Below are 15,027 nucleotides of genomic sequence, written 5' to 3'. Positions count from 1 at the left end.
GTCCAATTCAAGAATACGCCGGAGAACCCCGCCCGTACGCGCGACAATGGGGCCATGGCCGATCTCGACGCCCTGCGCACCCGTTTCAGCCACACCCTGGACAGGACCCGGGGCCCGGCCGACGGCCCCGACCCTGCGCCGTACTCCGACGACCTCCTCGCCCGCTGGCAGGAGCCGCAGCGCCGCTACCACACGCTCACGCACCTCACCGAGGTCCTGGACCGCATCGACGTCCTCGCGGGGCACGCGGCCGACCCCGACGTCGTCCGGCTGGCCGCCTGGTTCCACGACGCCGTCTACCTGCCCGACCGCTCCGAGAACGAGGAACGCTCCGCCCGCCTCGCCGAGCGCGCCCTGCCCGAGGCCGGGGTCACGCCGGAACGGACCGCCGAGGTCGCGAGGCTCGTGCGGCTCACCGTCACCCACGATCCGGCCGACGACGACCTCGACGGGCAGGTCCTGTGCGACGCCGACCTGGCGGTCCTCGCCGCGCCGCCGACCGCGTACGCCGCCTACACCGCCGCCGTCCGCGAGGAGTACCACTTCGTCCCGAGCGACGCCTTCCGCACCGGCCGCGCGGACATCCTGCGCCGACTCCTGGCGCTGCCGCGGCTGTTCAGGACGCCCTACGGCAGCGAGCGGTGGGAGGCCACGGCCCGCTACAACCTGCGGGGCGAACTGGAACTGCTCACGTCGTGACCGCCCCCACCCCGCGCATCCCCGCCGGACGCCTCACCCTGGAGGGCGTCACGCCCAGCGCCGCCGCCGGACTGCGGGCGGGCGGCGGCGGAGGCTTCGAGTGGCTCGGCGGCGCACCGTTCGAGGGGACACGGGACGCCGCCGGGATGATGGTGCGGGCGTACGTGTCCGGTGTGCACCGGCCGGAGTTCGGCATGTACGTCCTCGTACGGCGGGAGGACGGCCGGGCGGTCGGCAGCATGTGCTTCCACGCGGCTCCGGACGAGGACGGGCGTACGGAGATCGGCTACGACCTCGTCGAGGCGGCCCGCGGCCACGGCTACGCGACGGAGGCGCTGCGCGCGCTGGCCGGATGGGCGCTGGCGAGGCCCGACGTACGACGCCTCTTCGCGGTCGTCGAGCACGTCAACGCCCCCTCCCGGGGAGTGCTGGAACGGTCCGGTTTCGTCAGGGTCGGCGAGGGCGACAAGGAGGACGCGTACGAACTCCGCGGCGATTCCCACCCGATCCGCCCCCGGACCTAGCCCGCCCGAGGGACCCGGGCCCAGGGGGAGCCACGCCTCGCCGTTGCCCGGCCGGTCGGGCCGCCCCGTTCCTCCCTCCCCTACGTGCCGCCGCCCTTGCGTCTGCGCAGACCGGCCGCCGTCAGCAGGCGGACCACCTCGCGGCTGCTCACCTGGACCGCGCCGGCCGCCACCACCTCGGCGTAGCGGTGCGAGGGGATGTCGTAGTGATCGCGCTCGAAGGCGCGCCGCGGCACGCCCAACCCGTCGGCGAACGACTGGAGTTCGGCGTAGGAGACGTCACTGACGAGGTGGGACCACATACGGCCGTGCCCCGGCCAGTCCGGTGGGTCGATGTAGACGGTCACGAGAGCCTCACGAGGACGACGCGCCTCCCATGGCCGAGCCCAGCGAGCCCACCGACGCGACCTTCACGCCCGCCTGGTGGCACACCCAGTGCGGGTCGGGCCCGAGTTCGGGCTCCACCTCCAGCGCGTGCGGATCACCGGATCCGCAGACCGGGCAGAGGGGCCAGCGTCCGTACCGCTCCAGCAGCGCGTCCTGCACGTCCTGCGCGATCAGTCCCGCCACGTACGTCACGCCGTCCGGCCACTGCTCCACCCACCAGCGCCGCTGCACGACGGAGTCCTCGACCAACGACACCACGTCCGCCGCGGCGACGTCGCCCGAGGCAAGATCGGCCAGCACGAGGGCGCGTGCCGCGTGCAACGCCTGTTCCAGGGGGCTGATGGGATCCATCCCCCCATTGTGCGCACTCGTGACCCCGAGTCCGAAAAGAGGTGGTCGAAGGCCCTGTTCGTGGGCGACAGGCGCGGCGACGTCGGCCGCATCGGACCAGACGTCGGTCCACCGGGCCGGTGGATCACAGGGACACCAGCCGGCCGTGGCGGCACCGGCAGGCCGAGCACGCGCCCCATGGAACGTAGCCTCATCGGCGGGCCCCCGCGGTGCCGACCACTGCCCGGACCCCACCGGAAGGAGCCGTTCCCGATGACCTCCCGCCCCGATCCCCTTGAGCTGCGCACCACGCTCGAATCCCTCACCACCGAGGCGTTCCGCCCGGAACTCGCCGAGATCGACCGTCTCCCCACCCTCGACATCGCCCGTCTCATGAACGGGGAGGACGCCGCCGTCCCCGCCTCCGTCGGCGCGCGGCTGCCGCAGATCGCCGCCGTCGTCGACGCCGTCGCGGCCCGCATGGCGCGCGGCGGGCGACTGGTCTACGCCGGTGCGGGCACCGCCGGACGGCTCGGCGTGCTCGACGCCTCCGAGTGCCCGCCGACCTTCGACACCGCGCCCGGCCAGGTCGTCGGGCTCATCGCGGGCGGTCCGACGGCCCTGGTGACCTCCGTCGAGGGCGCCGAGGACTCGGCAGAACTCGCCGAAGCGGACCTGGCCGCCCTCACGCTCACCCCCGACGACACCGTGGTCGGCGTCTCCGCCTCCGGCCGCACCCCGTACGCCGTCGGCGCCGTCCGCTACGCGCGGGCGCGCGGCGCCCTGACCGTCGGGCTGTCCTGCAACGCGGGCAGTGCGCTGGCCGCCGCCGCCGAGCACCCGATCGAGGTCGTGGTCGGTCCGGAGCTGCTCACCGGTTCCACCCGGCTGAAGGCGGGCACCGCGCAGAAACTGGTGCTGAACATGATCTCGACGATCACGATGATCCGGCTGGGCAAGACGTACGGGAACCTGATGGTCGACGTCCGCGCCTCGAACGACAAGCTGCGCGCCCGTTCACGGCGGATCGTGGCACTGGCGACGGGGGCGGACGCGGCGGACGTCGAGGCGGCCCTCACCGCCACCGGTGGTGAGGTGAAGAACGCGATCCTCGTGCTGCTGGCCGGGGTGGACGGGCCGGCCGCCACCCGCCTTCTGGAGGAGTCCGGCGGACACCTGCGCGCCGCGCTCGGCGCGGTGAGCGGCTGAGCCGCACGCTCGGGGGGTGCACATCGACTCCTCCTCCACAGCTGCCGCGATCCTGCCCCTGGTGGGCGGCCCCGCGAACGTCACGTCCGTCGCCCACTGCATGACCCGGCTGCGGCTGGGTCTCGCCGATCCGTCCGGCGCGGACGAGGAGGCGCTGCGGGCGGTGCCCGGGGTGCTGGGCCTCGTCGTGGACGACGGCTCGTACCAGGTGGTCCTCGGCCCCGGCGTGGTGACGAGAGTGACGGCCGCGTTCGAGCTGCTCGTCGCCCGGCCGTCCGCCGCCGACGAACTGGGCGCGCGCGGCGCCGAGTTGCGGGAGGAGCGGCGCAGGAACAACGCGACCCCTTTCAGGTCCTGGCTGCGTCGGCTGGCCGCCGTGTTCGTCCCGCTCATCCCCGCCCTGATCGGCTGCGGGATCCTCGCAGGCGTCAACGGCCTCCTTCTCAACACCGGTCTGCTGCCCGGCCTCACCCCCGCCCTCGCCGCCGTGGCGTCCGCGTTCATGGCGCTGATCGCCGTCTTCGTCGGGCTCAACACGGCGAAGGAGTTCGGCGGCACACCGGTCCTGGGCGGGGCGGTCGCGGCGATCGTCGTCCACCCGGGGGTCGCGAAGGTGACGGCGTTCGGGGTGACCCTCACCCCCGGCCAGGGCGGGGTCCTCGGCGCGCTGGCTGCGGCCCTGCTGGCGACCCGCGTCGAGAAGTGGTGCCGCGGCCGGGTCCCGGAGGCGCTGGACGTGCTCCTCACCCCGGCCCTCACGGTCCTGGTGGCCGGGCTCGGAACGCTGTACGGCCTGATGTACGCGGCGGGCGCGGTGTCCTCGGCCATCGGCGCGGCCGCGAACTGGCTGCTGGCGACGACGGGCGCCTTCGCGGGGCTGGTCCTCGGCGGCCTCTTCCTGCCGCTGGTGATGCTGGGCCTCCACCAAACCCTCATCCCCGTCCACACCACCCTGATCGAACAGCAGGGGTACACGGTCCTGCTGCCCGTCCTGGCGATGGCGGGCGCGGGCCAGGTCGGCGCGGCGGTGGCGGTGTACGTCCGGCTGCCCGACGTGTCGATCCGGACGACGATCAGAGCGGCGCTCCCGGCCGGGCTGCTGGGCGTCGGGGAGCCTCTGATCTACGGGGTGTCGCTCCCCCTGGGCCGTCCCTTCCTCACCGCCTGCGCGGGCGGCGCGGCCGGCGGCGCCTTCGTCGGCTTCTTCGCGATGCTCGGCGACAAGGTGGGAACGACCGCGATCGGCCCGTCCGGCTGGGCCCTGTTCCCCCTGCTGGCGGGCAACCGGGGCCTGGGCCTGACGGCGGCGATCTACGCGGGCGGCCTCCTGACGAGCTACACGGTCGGCTTCGCCGCGACCTACGCCTTCGGCGGAGTACGACGACCGGCCGACCCCCCGAAGAAGGAGACGGCGGAAGCCGCGAAAGCCGGGGCACCGACCGCGAAGGCGGGGTGAGGCGGGGCCCCGGGCCGGCCGTCCACGCCGGTCGGCGTCGGCGGTCCGCAGGGGCGAGGACGGCCCCGGCGTCACCCGTGGGCCGACGGCCCGGCGTCACCCGCGGGCTGGCGGCCCCATGTCACTCGGGGGTTGGCCGGTGTCACCCGCGACCCGGCGACCGGGTGTCACCATGGCCAGCGGCCCGGCGTCACCCGTGAGACGGCGGCCCGGCGTCATCTGTGGGCCGACGGCCCGGTGTCGCTCATGACCCGGCGTCCCGGCGTCACCCGTGCCCCGGCGGCCCCATGTCAGTCGGGGCCGGCCCGGTGTCGCCCGTGAGACGGCGGCCCGGTGTCCTCCGTGGGCGGGCTCGGCGTCACCCGTAACCCACCCGCCGGGTGTCACCCATGGCCAGCGGCCCGGCGCAGCCGTGCCCCAGCGGCCCCATGTCACTCCCGCGGCCGACCCGGCGTCGCTCATGACCCGGCGACCGGGTGTCACCCGTGACCGGCGGCCCGGCGGCCCGGCGTCACCCGTGACCCGCGGCCCGGCGTCACCCGTGACCCGCGGCCCGGCGTCACCCGTGACCCGCGGCCCGGCGTCACCCGTGCCCCGGGCACCCCAGGGTCACCGCGGGGCGGACGGGAGTCGTCCCCGGCGCGTCGTGTCCGCCTACTCTTGGAGCATGAACCACGCCCAGCTCACCGCGCTCGGCCGTGCCCTCCGTGTCCTCGGTGAGCACGGGGACGCGCTCTCCGCCGACACCCCGGACGCCAAGCTGCACGAGGTCAAGGCCGATCTGCGGCGTGCGCTGGACCTGTTGGACGAGAGCGTCGTCGGCGCCACCCCCACGACCCGCTGCGCCGAGCACCCGCACGGGCCGGTCGACAAGGCGGCCCCCGACCTGTGTCTGCTGTGCGAGACGCGCCGCCGCACGGCCCGGCGCGCCGAGTTCAACGGCCCCGCCCCGCAGGCGCCGTACACCGCCCCCGCCCCCTCCCGTTACGGCACCCGCGCCGACCGCCCGCAGCCCCAGCAGCGCTGGCTGGCGGAGCTGTGGAACGGGCAGGAGTGGCAGCTCTGCGGGACCCCGCGCAGGGACCGCCGTGAGGCCGAGCTCTACATCGCCGCCCTGCGACGCGGTTCCCGGCCCGCGATGGCCTACCGGCTGGTGCACGAGTTCACCGACTACGAGGTGCTGCGAATCTGGGGCACCCCGGTGAAGGTCGACATCGAGCCCCTCGGCAACCTCTGACGGCCGTCCGGCCGGCGGCCGGACGGCCGCCGGTCGAGTCCTCGTCGGCGGCCGCTCATGCCTCGACCGGCACGGCCCCGTCCGCCCCCTCCGCGAGCTCCGCCGGAACGGCCGCCCGGTGCCGGGGGATGAAGGTGGCGAGGAGGAAGGCGGCCAGGGCCGCTCCGGCGCCGATGGCCATGACGACCTTGAAGCCGTTCTCCGAGGGGAGCGCGTAGCCGCCGAAGTCGGTGGTCATCTGGGCGAGAATCACCCCGGCGATGGCGCTGGCGAAGCTGGTGCCGAGGGACCGCATCAGGGTGTTGAGGCTGTTGGCCGCGCCCGTCTGGGAGGGGTCCACCGCGCCCATGATCAGGGCCGGGAGCGCGCCGTAGGTGAAGCCGACGCCGGCGCCGATGATGCAGGAGACCAGGATCAGGTGCCAGACCTCCGACATGAGCAGGATGTTCAGGCCGTAGCCGGAGGCGACGATCAGCGCGCCGATCATCAGGGTGACCTTGGGACCCTTGGCCTTGGTGACCTTGGCGGACGCGGCCGACATGACCATCATGACCAGGCCTTGCGGAGCCAGCACCAGGCCGACGGTCAGCATCGACCTGCCCAGGCCGTAGCCGGTCTGCTCGGGCAGCTGGAGCAGCTGCGGCAGGACCAGGGACATCGCGAACATCGAGAAGCCGAGGGCGATCGAGGCGAGGTTGGTGAAGAGCACCTGGGGCCTGGCGGTGGTGCGGAGGTCGACCAGTGGCTGCTTCGCCGCCAGTTCCCACCGGCCCCAGGCGGCCAGGATCAGGACGGCTGCGGCGCCCAGGCCCACCGTCGTGGCGGAGGTCCAGCCCCAGTCGGCGCCCTTGGACACGGCGAGCAGCAGCGAGACCAGACCGGCCGACAGGCCGAGCGAGCCCACGAGGTCGAAGCGGCCGCCGACACGGTTCCGCGATTCCGGGACGAGGCTCAGCACGAGCAGGAAGGAGACGACGCCGAGGGTGGCGGAGGTCCAGAAGAGGATGTGCCAGTCCCAGTTGTCCGCGATGAACGCGGCGGTGGGCAGACCGAGCGCGCCACCGACACCGAGGGAGGCGCTCATCACCGCCGTCGCCCCGGCGAGCTTGTCGGCGGGAACCGTGTCGCGCAGGATGCTGATGCCCAGCGGCACCACGGCGGCCGACAGGCCCTGGAGCGCCCGGCCGATGATCATCGGGACGAGGGAGTCGGCGAGGGCGCAGACCACCGACCCGGCCACCAGCAGCACGATGCTGGTGAGCAGCATCCGCCGTTTGCCGACCATGTCCCCGAGCCGCCCCGCGACGGGGGTGGCGACGGCGGCGGCGAGCAGCGTGGCGGTGACCGCCCAGGCCGTGTCGGAGGCGGGCGCGTGCAGCAGCTTGGGCAGTTCCGGGACGATCGGGATGACCAGGGTCTGCATCAGCGAGACGACGATCCCGGCCAGGGCCAGTACCGCCACCACGGCGTTCGGCCTCGGCGGGGCGGATGTTCCCGCCGCGGCGGGGCGGGCAAGGGCGTCGGACATGGCGGGGCCTCCGTCGGGACACGCGGGGGAATTTGAACTGCTTGACTCAAGCAAGCTTATGTAGATTGATTGAGTTAAGCAAGCTAAATCGCATGCCCCTGCACTGACCAGGCATGTCGTCGGCCCCGGGACGAGCGGTGACCGCGGTCGGCGGCCTCAGCCGTGCCGGGCGATGAGCTCCCGGGTCCGTGCCTCGTCCAGCTCGTAGACCGTCTCGTGGGCGCGCGGGTCGCGCGCGTGCAGGGTGTGGAACATCGGCCCCGCGGCCCCGCCCAGCTCCACGACGGACGCGGACGCGCCCCGCACCGCCCGCTCGGTGCCGGGTGCGGTCGTCAGGTCGATGCGGTTGACGACCCCGGGCGTCACCCACACCGGCACGGCGGCCAGCAGCCCGAACAGCTGGAGGTGGAAGTGCCCGGTGAGCAGGACGCGTACGTCGCTCCCCCGGATCACCTCCGCCAGCCCGTCGGGGTCGCGCAGCCCGAACACCCGCTGGGTGACCGAGACGTCCAGACTGATCGGGGGATGGTGGAAGGCGACGACGGTGCCCCGCTCGGCCGGGGTGCTCAGCACCTCCCGCAGCCAGTCCAGCTGCTCCGCGCCGATCCGGCCGTACACCTGGCCCGGCACCAGGGAGTCCAGGGTGACGAACCGCCAGCCACCGACCGTGCTGACGGCCGCCCGCTCGGGGCCGGGAAAGCCGAGGACGGCGTCCGGGTGCCCGCTGCCCAGCACCTTCGTGAAGGCGGACCGCTCGTCGTGGTTGCCGGTGGTGTAGAAAACGGGCGCGTCGAGGGAGCGCGCGAAACCGCCGATGAGCTCCCGTACGGTCGTGTAAGCCTCCACCGAGCCGTCGTCGGCGAGGTCGCCGGTGACGACGACCGCGTCCACGCCCCGCTGGTGACGGAGTTCGCCGAGGAGGAACCGCAGGGAGTCGGCAGCGTCGACGCGAGCGCCCTCGGGACCGTCGACGCGGCCGATGTGGGTGTCCGAGAGATGCAGGATTCTCATCTCCCGGACCCTACCCGCGAGTTGACGCTCAGCTCGAGGTGTACGGCGTGTGGCTCAGCTGAGGGTGCGCAGCGCGGCGGCGTCGAAGGGCTTCAGCTCGTCGAGGCGGCCGTCGAGCACCTTGGCCGCCCACTCCGGGTCCTGGAGCAGCGCGCGGCCGACGGCCACCATGTCGAACTCGTCGCGCTCCAGCCGGTCGAGGAGGTCGTCGATGCCCTTGACCGGGGCGCCCTCGCCCGCGAAGCCCCTCAGGAACTCACCGTCGAGGCCGACCGAGCCGACCGTGATGGCGGGCTTGCCGGTGATCTTCTTCGTCCAGCCCGCGAGGTTGAGGTCGGAGCCGTCGAACTCCGGGAGCCAGTAGCGGCGGGTGGACGCGTGGAAGGCGTCGACGCCGGCCGCGGCGAGCGGCGCGAGGATGGCCTCCAGTTCCTCCGGGGTCTCGGCGAGCCGGGCGTCGTACGCCTCCTGCTTCCACTGCGAGTAGCGGAAGATGACGGGGAACTCGGCGGAGACGGTCTCGCGTACGGCGGCCACGACCTCGGCGGCGAACTTCGCACGGGCCACGGCGTCGCCGCCGTAGGCGTCGGTACGGCGGTTGGTGCCGGCCCACAGGAACTGGTCGAGGAGGTAGCCGTGGGCGCCGTGGAGCTCGACACCGTCGAAGCCGATGCGCTCGGCGGCGGCCGCGGCCTCGGCGAACGCGCCGATGACGTCGTCCAAATCGCGCTGGGTCATCGCCTTGCCGGCGCCCTCGGTGCCGTCCAGCCGGACACCGGAGGGGCCGACGGCGGGAGCGTCCGCGTACGGCGGCTCGCCCTGGCTGCGCACCATCCCGATGTGCCACAGCTGCGGCACGATCGTCCCGCCGCCCGCGTGCACCGCCTCGGCGACCTTCGCCCAGCCCGCGAGCTGCTCCGCACCGTGGAACCGGGGCACCCGGTCGCTCTGCCCCGCGGAGTCGTGCCCGACGTACGTCCCCTCGGTGACGATGAGACCGACACCGGCGGCGGCCCGACGGCCGTAGTACGACACGACGTCCTCGCCGGGAATGCCGCCCGGGGAGAACATGCGCGTCATGGGCGCCATGGCGATGCGGTTCGGAACCGTCAGCCCGTTGATCGACACCGGGCGGGAGAGGATCTCGGCGGCGCGCGAAGCGACGGGCGGCGTGATGCTCACGTGGGGACTCCTCGGGATGATGGACCGCTGGGTATGTGCACATGCATTGAGTGCTCTGTACGACAACCCCCTCGGTGACGCCGCCATTCCGGCCGCCCGGCGAACCTCCTGTGATCCCGCACACCCGCAGCCACCCGGCCGCGCGGCCCTGACCGCCCTCTCCACCCCCATCCGTTTCCTAACTTTTCATGGAGACTTCGCCCGCCGTTCCGCACGGTTCCCGCAGCTCCTCGCATGGCGCACCAGCGCTGGGCACACCCGCGCCGACCTGCCAAAACTCGTGGTGACACCGGCCCGAAAGCCCTGAAAGGCACCCACACCCATGCCCAAAAGCGCGTTCACCACGACGTCGACCGTCCTCGCCCTGTCCCCCTGCCTCCTCTCCCTCTCCCTCCTCGCCCCCGTCGCGCACGCGGACACCGCCGCCCCCGTCGTCATCGGTCATCGCGGGGCCGCCGGGCTGGCCCCCGAAAACACCCTGGAGGCCGTCGACCGCGCCGACCGGGCGGGAATCGACTGGGTCGAGGTGGACGTGCAGCGCACCAAGGACGGCGTACTGGTCCTCATGCACGACCAGGACCTGGTCCGTACGACCGACGCCCGCACTGTCTTCCCCGGGCGCGCCCCCTGGAAGGTCGACGGCTTCACCATGGCCGAACTGGGCAGGCTCCGCGCGGGCGCCTCGCGCGAGTGGAAGGGCTCCCGGTACGAGGCCGCCCGCGTCCCCACCCTCGGACAGCTCCTGGACCGCCTGGACCGCAACAATCAGGGCCTCGTCCTGGAGGTGAAATGGCCGGCCAACCACCCCGGCATCACCCTGGACATCCTGCGCGTCCTCGACCGCAAGGGCTGGCTCGACGGCCACCACGTCAACAACCGCCTCTACGCCATCAGTTTCCAGGCCGCCGCCCTCAAGGAGATCCGCGCCCGGCGGCCCGACATCAGACTCGGCATCTGCACCGAGCAGAAACCGACATCCGACGAGCTGGCGTCGTACGCGAAGTTCGTCGACGTGATCAACCCGGAGCACCACACCGCCACCGCGGGCCTCGTGAACCGCGCCCACGCCCTCAAGGGCCCGCACGGCAAGCCCTTGAAGGTCTGGCCGTACACGGTGAACACCTCCGCCCAGGCCCGCCGCCTCCGAGACCAGCAGGTGGACGGCTTCACCAGCGATGTCCCCGACCTGATGAGGAAGGAGCTCGGACAATGACCGCATGAGAAATCGCGCACTGGTCCCGGCCGGCGACCTCGAGCAGTCCTCCGTGGCCGCCAACAACACGATGAACCGCGAGCGCGGCCTCACCGGGGTGAACAGCTACGCCCGCGAACTGGGCCTGGACCTCCTGGCCCGCCTCGCGCACCGCCCCGCACCCTCCTGGCTGGACCTGTGCAGCGGCGAGGGCCGCGCCCTGCGGGAGGCCGCCCCGGCCCTGCCCGCCGACGCGGTCCTCACGGCCGTGGACCTCGTGGGCCCGCTCGTCCCGACACCCACCCCCGCCGCCATGGAGGAGGTGATCGCCTCCGTCTCCTCCTGGACCCCGGCCCGCACCTACGACCTGATCACCTGCGTACACGGCCTGCACTACGTCGGCGACCAGCTCGGCCTGCTCACCCGTGCCGCCTCCTGGCTGGCCGAGGACGGCCTGCTGGCCGCGCACTTCGACCCCGAGTCGATACGCCATGCCGACGGGTCGACGGCCGCGAAGGCCGCGGTGTCGGCCCTGCGCGCGGCGGGCTACGAGTACAGCCCTCGTCACCACCGCCTCACGCTCCACGGCGGCCGCCCCGTACGGCTCCCCTTCCACTACCTCGGCGCCGACCCGTCCGCCGGCCCCAACTACACGGGCCAGCCCGCCATCGCCTCCTACTACACCTCCGTTGCCGAGACCGTGGTCAGGGCTCAGCCTTCCGGGCGTTTCGGCCCGGAAGGTCCGTCACATCACCGGGGCGTCAACGGCTCGGCTTGAGTACGGTCTCTCGTTTCTGTTTCTCCCACCGCTTCGACGGCTTCTCTCCGGTGCGCCGGTCGGGGCCGGCCCAGCCCCGTCCCCGTCCGCGGCTCCAAGGCCCCCTCGGCCCGACGCTCGCGTTCCGGGCGGAGGCATGGTCCGCGTTCGTGGAGAACCTCAAGGTCGGCTGATCCGCACCCGCCCCGAAGCTCAAGCGTCCAGCTCCGAGCCCCGGGGTCCCGGGACATCCGGAAGCCCTGCCGGGAGGCGTGTGCCGCCGCTGTCGCGGCGAGCGCACACCCCCACACCCCCCTGCACTCCTGCACGCCCCCGCGATCCATGCCCGTGTGGAGGAGATCCGGGCCGCCATGTCCCTGAAACGACAGGAGAGGACACCCGTATGACGGCTCCTACGGTCCGAAACGCCCGAGGGCGGCACCCCCCGTTTCCGGGAAGTGCCGCCCTCGGTCGAAGGACAGGCGATCAACCGTCAGGTCGATCAGAAGTCCATGTCACCGCCCGGCATGCCGCCGCCGGCCGGCGCGGACGCCTTCTCCGGCTTGTCGGCGATGACGGCCTCGGTGGTGAGGAACAGCGCGGCGATGGAGGCCGCGTTCTGCAAGGCAGAGCGCGTGACCTTCGCCGGGTCGATGATGCCTTCGGCGATCATGTCGACGTACTCGCCGGTCGCGGCGTTCAGGCCGTGGCCGATGGGCAGGTTGCGGACCTTCTCGACGACGACGCCACCCTCGAGACCACCGTTGACGGCGATCTGCTTGAGCGGGGCCTCGAGCGCGATGCGCACGGCGTTGGCGCCGGTCGCCTCGTCACCCTCGAGCTCCAGCTTCTCGAAGACGGCGGACGCCTGGATGAGCGCCACGCCACCACCGGCGACGATGCCCTCCTCGACGGCGGCCTTCGCGTTGCGGACGGCGTCCTCGATGCGGTGCTTGCGCTCCTTGAGCTCCACCTCGGTGGCGGCGCCGGCCTTGATGACCGCGACACCGCCGGCGAGCTTCGCCAGGCGCTCCTGGAGCTTCTCGCGGTCGTAGTCCGAGTCGCTGTTCTCGATCTCGGCGCGGATCTGGTTGACCCGGCCGGCGACCTGGTCCGAGGAGCCGGCACCGTCGACGATGGTGGTCTCGTCCTTGGTGATGACGACCTTGCGGGCCTTGCCGAGCAGGTCGAGGGTCGTGTTCTCGAGCTTGAGACCGACCTCCTCGGAGATGACCTCGCCACCGGTGAGGATGGCGATGTCGTTCAGCATCGCCTTGCGGCGGTCGCCGAAGCCCGGGGCCTTGACCGCGACGGACTTGAAGGTCCCGCGGATCTTGTTGACGACCAGCGTGGACAGGGCCTCGCCCTCGACGTCCTCGGCGATGATCAGCAGCGGCTTGCCCGACTGCATGACCTTCTCCAGGAGCGGGAGCAGGTCCTTGACGTTGGCGATCTTGGAGTTCGCGATCAGGATGTACGGGTCGTCGAGGACGGCCTCCATACGCTCCATGTCGGTGGCGAAGTACGCCGAGATGTAGCCCTTGTCGAAGCGCATACCCTCGGTGAGCTCCAGCTCCAGACCGAAGGTCTGGGACTCCTCGACGGTGATGACGCCTTCCTTGCCGACCTTGTCCATGGCCTCGGCGATGAGCTCGCCGATCTGGGTGTCGGCGGCGGAGATGGAGGCCGTGGAAGCGATCTGCTCCTTGGTCTCGACATCCTTGGCCTGCTCGAGCAGGGCGCCGGAGACGGCCTCGACGGCCTTCTCGATACCGCGCTTGAGGGCCATCGGGTTGGCGCCGGCGGCTACGTTGCGCAGGCCTTCCTTGACCAGGGCCTGGGCGAGGACGGTCGCGGTGGTCGTACCGTCACCGGCGACGTCGTCCGTCTTCTTGGCGACTTCCTTGACCAGCTCGGCGCCGATCTTCTCGTACGGGTCCTCGAGCTCGATCTCCTTGGCGATGGAGACACCATCGTTGGTGATCGTGGGGGCGCCCCACTTCTTCTCGAGGACGACGTTGCGGCCCTTGGGGCCGAGCGTCACCTTCACGGCGTCCGCGAGCTGGTTCATGCCGCGCTCGAGGCCGCGCCGTGCCTCCTCGTCGAACGCGATGATCTTGGCCATGTGAAGTGGTCCTCCCGGACTGGGGTGGATTGCTCCGGACCGCGCTGGCGCCCGCGACGGACGGCTCGCCGGCCTCGTGGTTCCTTGCCCCACCTGGCCTGCGGGCCTCACCGACCCGGTCCTCGTTGTCACTCTCACCTTCAGAGTGCTAACGCCAATGATTAGCACTCGACCCATGAGAGTGCAAGCGCCTCCGCCGGAACGGGGTCCTTCCGGACACTCGCCGGGGGCGTCTCGCGGTCGCCTCCAGGACCACCCCGGGACAGACCGAAGGGCTCGCCCCCCGTGGGGGTGCGAGCCCTTCGTCAGATGTACAGAAGAACGACGCTTTCAGTCGGCGCGTGCTTCAGCCGGTCGCGAGACGGACCATGTCCGCCTGCGGCCCCTTCTGACCCTGCGAGATCTCGAAATCGACCCGCTGACCCTCTTCCAGGGTGCGGTAGCCGTCCATCTGAATCGCGCTGTAGTGGACGAAAACATCCGCACCACCGTCGACCGCGATGAAGCCGTACCCCTTCTCCGCGTTGAACCATTTGACGGTGCCCTGAGCCATGCCTAACTCCCCTATTACTGGCCCTTGCACGGACCCACACTTCGCGGATCCGGGTCAGACCTCACCCCCCGGTTGGCTTGGGGGCGTGCGCCGGAACGCGTCGACCGCGGCTGAATGTATCTGTCCAACTGCCGTCTGCAACAGGTCAGTCGGACGAGAATTCCGGACGTACGGGATCCGGAATGTGGCGAGAATTCGCCTGAATTGAGGGCAAGTCGGGCCCCACAAAGGCCGCAAAAGCCACGAAAGAGGCGCACACTTTGGCTGCTTCTTGTCGGGCGCAGGGCGGAAAGAAAAGGCGCCGGAACCGGTGATCGGGACCGGGTTCCCCAACTGTACCGCGCTCAACCACACTGAATTGCCCCCTCCGCTTCTATCGCGGAGAGGGCAATTCGATGAACACTCGGTAATCACTGTTACCGACGGTTACTACCGGTGGGTACTACCAGCGGGTACCGACGGGCGCCGAACGGCCGTCCTTCAGCCGCCAGCGACCGCGGGAATGATGGAGATCCCCGCGCCGTCCGGAGTGGCCGTCTCAAGACCCTGCTCGAAGCGCACGTCGTCGTCGTTCACGTACACGTTGACGAACCGGCGCAGCTTGCCCTGGTCGTCCAGGACCCGGGCGGCGATGCCGGTGTGGTTCTTCTCCAGGTCGGAGATGACCTCGCCCAGGGTCGCCCCCTCGGCCTTCACCTCGGCGGCGCCACCCGTGTAGGTGCGAAGGATGGTGGGGATGCGGACGGTAACGCTCATGGCTTTCGACCTCCGGTCGGGCGGAGCGCCCCCTGAGGGGCGCGGGGCTGTCTGGATCGTGCGGCTGCCGCCGCGCGGGGG

Annotated in this window: 14 protein-coding genes and 1 pseudogene; 7 read left to right on the top strand and 8 right to left on the bottom strand. The window is 71.8% G+C overall.

Features of this window, described 5'->3' with window-relative positions; all coding sequences use genetic code 11:
* The first annotated feature begins 54 nt into the window (after nucleotides 1-54).
* Nucleotides 55-699 (top strand): HD domain-containing protein, encoded by a 645-nt coding sequence (locus tag OHS71_RS22805; RefSeq protein ID WP_328481209.1) that lies wholly within the window; start codon nucleotides 55-57, stop codon nucleotides 697-699.
* A 17-nt stretch (nucleotides 700-716) separates the two neighbouring features.
* A pseudogene (locus OHS71_RS22800) lies at nucleotides 717-1,223 on the top strand (GNAT family N-acetyltransferase); the annotation flags it as partial.
* Between the two features lie 80 nt (nucleotides 1,224-1,303).
* Here OHS71_RS22800 and OHS71_RS22795 read toward each other — a convergent pair.
* Together OHS71_RS22795 and OHS71_RS22790 are read right to left on the bottom strand one after the other, a co-directional pair.
* The gene (locus tag OHS71_RS22795) at nucleotides 1,304-1,570 is read right to left on the bottom strand and encodes a DUF4031 domain-containing protein (RefSeq protein ID WP_328481208.1); all 267 of its coding nucleotides are present in this window, start codon (nucleotides 1,568-1,570) and stop codon (nucleotides 1,304-1,306) included.
* 7 nt (nucleotides 1,571-1,577) lie between these two features.
* Nucleotides 1,578-1,961, bottom strand: coding sequence for a hypothetical protein (locus OHS71_RS22790; RefSeq protein ID WP_328481207.1), 384 nt, complete (start codon nucleotides 1,959-1,961; stop codon nucleotides 1,578-1,580).
* A 252-nt stretch (nucleotides 1,962-2,213) separates the two neighbouring features.
* Between OHS71_RS22790 and murQ the strand changes: the two genes are divergently transcribed.
* The 3 genes from murQ to OHS71_RS22775 all read left to right on the top strand — a co-directional run bounded on the left by murQ (nucleotide 2,214) and on the right by OHS71_RS22775 (nucleotide 5,842).
* The gene (murQ, locus tag OHS71_RS22785) at nucleotides 2,214-3,149 is read left to right on the top strand and encodes an N-acetylmuramic acid 6-phosphate etherase (protein ID WP_328481206.1); all 936 of its coding nucleotides are present in this window, start codon (nucleotides 2,214-2,216) and stop codon (nucleotides 3,147-3,149) included.
* Nucleotides 3,150-3,165: 16 nt separating this feature from the next.
* Complete coding sequence (locus OHS71_RS22780) at nucleotides 3,166-4,605, top strand: PTS transporter subunit EIIC (protein WP_443047014.1); 1,440 nt, start codon at nucleotides 3,166-3,168, stop codon at nucleotides 4,603-4,605.
* A 667-nt stretch (nucleotides 4,606-5,272) separates the two neighbouring features.
* A complete protein-coding gene (locus OHS71_RS22775; RefSeq protein ID WP_328481205.1) occupies nucleotides 5,273-5,842 on the top strand; it encodes a hypothetical protein in 570 nt (189 codons plus the stop codon).
* A gap of 55 nt (nucleotides 5,843-5,897) precedes the next feature.
* Here OHS71_RS22775 and OHS71_RS22770 read toward each other — a convergent pair whose 3' ends face one another.
* The 3 genes from OHS71_RS22770 to OHS71_RS22760 form a co-directional block, all read right to left on the bottom strand.
* Nucleotides 5,898-7,370, bottom strand: coding sequence for an MFS transporter (locus tag OHS71_RS22770; protein WP_328481204.1), 1,473 nt, complete (start codon nucleotides 7,368-7,370; stop codon nucleotides 5,898-5,900).
* A gap of 156 nt (nucleotides 7,371-7,526) precedes the next feature.
* The gene (locus OHS71_RS22765) at nucleotides 7,527-8,381 is read right to left on the bottom strand and encodes a metallophosphoesterase family protein (protein WP_328481203.1); all 855 of its coding nucleotides are present in this window, start codon (nucleotides 8,379-8,381) and stop codon (nucleotides 7,527-7,529) included.
* A gap of 54 nt (nucleotides 8,382-8,435) precedes the next feature.
* Nucleotides 8,436-9,563 (bottom strand): NADH:flavin oxidoreductase, encoded by a 1,128-nt coding sequence (locus tag OHS71_RS22760; RefSeq protein WP_328481202.1) that lies wholly within the window; start codon nucleotides 9,561-9,563, stop codon nucleotides 8,436-8,438.
* Between the two features lie 322 nt (nucleotides 9,564-9,885).
* Between OHS71_RS22760 and OHS71_RS22755 the strand changes: the two genes are divergently transcribed.
* On the top strand, nucleotides 9,886-10,776 hold the full coding sequence (locus OHS71_RS22755; RefSeq protein WP_328481201.1) for a glycerophosphodiester phosphodiesterase: 891 nt from the start codon (nucleotides 9,886-9,888) through the stop codon (nucleotides 10,774-10,776).
* 4 nt (nucleotides 10,777-10,780) lie between these two features.
* Nucleotides 10,781-11,533 (top strand): class I SAM-dependent methyltransferase, encoded by a 753-nt coding sequence (locus OHS71_RS22750; RefSeq protein WP_328481200.1) that lies wholly within the window; start codon nucleotides 10,781-10,783, stop codon nucleotides 11,531-11,533.
* A 481-nt stretch (nucleotides 11,534-12,014) separates the two neighbouring features.
* Here the strand turns inward: OHS71_RS22750 and groL are convergent, their stop codons facing one another.
* The 3 genes from groL to OHS71_RS22735 form a co-directional block, all read right to left on the bottom strand.
* A complete protein-coding gene (gene groL / locus OHS71_RS22745) occupies nucleotides 12,015-13,637 on the bottom strand; it encodes a chaperonin GroEL (protein WP_328481199.1) in 1,623 nt (540 codons plus the stop codon).
* Nucleotides 13,638-13,983: 346 nt separating this feature from the next.
* Complete coding sequence (locus OHS71_RS22740; RefSeq protein ID WP_007493268.1) at nucleotides 13,984-14,190, bottom strand: cold-shock protein; 207 nt, start codon at nucleotides 14,188-14,190, stop codon at nucleotides 13,984-13,986.
* 480 nt (nucleotides 14,191-14,670) lie between these two features.
* A complete protein-coding gene (locus OHS71_RS22735; RefSeq protein ID WP_328481198.1) occupies nucleotides 14,671-14,946 on the bottom strand; it encodes a MoaD/ThiS family protein in 276 nt (91 codons plus the stop codon).
* Nucleotides 14,947-15,027: the final 81 nt, after the last annotated feature.

Source organism: Streptomyces sp. NBC_00377, assembly GCF_036075115.1.
In the GTDB taxonomy this organism is placed as follows: Bacteria; Actinomycetota; Actinomycetes; order Streptomycetales; family Streptomycetaceae; genus Streptomyces.
The sequence above is the reverse complement of the archived record's forward strand: the minus strand, read 5'-3'. Positions and strand labels throughout refer to the sequence as shown.

Coding starts and splice junctions, on each gene's coding strand:
- OHS71_RS22805 (WP_328481209.1), top strand. CDS start 55: ATGGCCGATCTCGACGCCCTGCGCACCCGTTTCAGCCACACCCTGGAC.
- OHS71_RS22790 (WP_328481207.1), bottom strand. CDS start 1,961: ATGGATCCCATCAGCCCCCTGGAACAGGCGTTGCACGCGGCACGCGCC.
- murQ (WP_328481206.1), top strand. CDS start 2,214: ATGACCTCCCGCCCCGATCCCCTTGAGCTGCGCACCACGCTCGAATCC.
- OHS71_RS22775 (WP_328481205.1), top strand. CDS start 5,273: ATGAACCACGCCCAGCTCACCGCGCTCGGCCGTGCCCTCCGTGTCCTC.
- OHS71_RS22770 (WP_328481204.1), bottom strand. CDS start 7,370: ATGTCCGACGCCCTTGCCCGCCCCGCCGCGGCGGGAACATCCGCCCCG.
- OHS71_RS22765 (WP_328481203.1), bottom strand. CDS start 8,381: ATGAGAATCCTGCATCTCTCGGACACCCACATCGGCCGCGTCGACGGT.
- OHS71_RS22755 (WP_328481201.1), top strand. CDS start 9,886: ATGCCCAAAAGCGCGTTCACCACGACGTCGACCGTCCTCGCCCTGTCC.
- OHS71_RS22750 (WP_328481200.1), top strand. CDS start 10,781: ATGAGAAATCGCGCACTGGTCCCGGCCGGCGACCTCGAGCAGTCCTCC.
- groL (WP_328481199.1), bottom strand. CDS start 13,637: ATGGCCAAGATCATCGCGTTCGACGAGGAGGCACGGCGCGGCCTCGAG.
- OHS71_RS22740 (WP_007493268.1), bottom strand. CDS start 14,190: ATGGCTCAGGGCACCGTCAAATGGTTCAACGCGGAGAAGGGGTACGGC.
- OHS71_RS22735 (WP_328481198.1), bottom strand. CDS start 14,946: ATGAGCGTTACCGTCCGCATCCCCACCATCCTTCGCACCTACACGGGT.